The following is a 1,293-nucleotide window of genomic DNA, read 5'->3' as shown; positions in this document are numbered from 1 at the left end:
CACACCCACACCGCCCCGTGTGACATGTCCGGGAAATCCTGCGGAACCGTCGGCATCGTCAACGACGCCGGCATCGAATTCTCCCGAGACCCGGCGTTCGGGTCCGACAGCCGCGCGATCTGCCGGGCATCCGCACGCGTCCACTTCGCCGTGAAATCATCCTCCGGAGCGAACGCCTCCTGCGTGTGCACCGTAGGCTCCGGCCCAGCCTGAAGCGGCAGACCATGACCGGCCACCACCACCTGACCCGGAGCGGCCAAAGCCGCAGGCGTACCCGCGACCAACGCGGTCGCAACAAGCGCACCCGCCACCAACCCGCTCATAACACGGCGCGTCACACGCCGTCGTGATAGTTGCATACAACAACTCCTCTTCTAAAGGGCCATGCAAATGGTTTTGCAAAGCTGATTCATAGTTGCACAAATCGTTTTGATCCGCGCGGGTGAATTTTGGGGCGGATGCGGCTCATAGATCGGCACCGAACGGGAGACAGAACCGCCCCTCTCAAAGGCGCTGTTCGCGGCTGAGCGCGTGGCGACCAGGGCATTCTCGGACGCGGTTCAACGACGGGACCGTGTTCGGCCTCCCACATATCTCAAGCCCGTCCCGCGACCCTCTTCGCTGGTGGCGCTTCGCGAGCGTGTAGGCGCGCGGTAGCGCGGCGATCGCGCCCAACAACCACAGTCCAGCGTCGGGGCGAGCGGTCAACGCTTGGCGGCGGCGGGGATCGGTGTCAGGAAGCTCAGCTGGCTCGCGTCCTCCCGAATGAGAGGTTCGAGCGCGGAGTTGAAGGGGCGCCCATGGTCGGCCGACAGGTGCGCCTCGAAGGCGGCTCGATCGCGGTAGATTTCGAAAACGAAGAACCGATCGGGGTCGTCGACTCTGCGATAGGTGTCGAAGGCCAGATTGCCCGGCTCCCCGCGTACCGCGGTGGTGAACGCTTTCAGAAGGCGCTGCACCTCCTCTGCCTCACCCGATCGGGCCGTGAACTCTGCGTACAAGACGACTCGCTCGTCATCCATCGTGCTGCTCCTTCAGTGAAGTGCTCGCTGTGCGCGCCCAGTGACCCCAAGGCGCGCACAGCGAGGGTCAGGCGGTTGCCGCTCCTGTCATGATGGCGACGGCGTCGGTCATCGTGTGCGACTGCGGTGTGATCGTCGCCGCTCTCTTGCCGAGGCGTTGGATGTGGATGCGGTCGGCGACCTGGAACACGTGCGGCATGTTGTGTGAGATGAGGATGACCGGGATCCCGTTCTCTCGCAGCCGTTGGATGAGCTCGAGAACCTGGTTGGA

General features: G+C 64.2%; 2 protein-coding genes and 1 pseudogene. All 3 read right to left on the bottom strand.

All coding sequences use genetic code 11. The annotated features are described in order from the left end of the window. The coding region (locus tag ACPW96_RS23255) for a glycoside hydrolase family 68 protein (protein ID WP_425886113.1) at positions 1–191 on the bottom strand (191 nt) is incomplete at its 3' end. A gap of 513 nt (positions 192–704) precedes the next feature. Beyond that, the gene (locus tag ACPW96_RS23250; protein ID WP_425886111.1) at positions 705–1,022 is read right to left on the bottom strand and encodes a putative quinol monooxygenase; all 318 of its coding nucleotides are present in this window, start codon (positions 1,020–1,022) and stop codon (positions 705–707) included. A 67-nt stretch (positions 1,023–1,089) separates the two neighbouring features. Continuing rightward, positions 1,090–1,293: pseudogene (locus ACPW96_RS23245) on the bottom strand (sugar ABC transporter ATP-binding protein); the annotation flags it as partial.

The sequence above is a fragment of the Micromonospora sp. DT81.3 genome (genome assembly GCF_049847225.1).
GTDB lineage: Bacteria > Actinomycetota > Actinomycetes > Actinomycetales > Microbacteriaceae > Microbacterium.
This window is presented reverse-complemented; position numbering and strand designations above follow the sequence as displayed.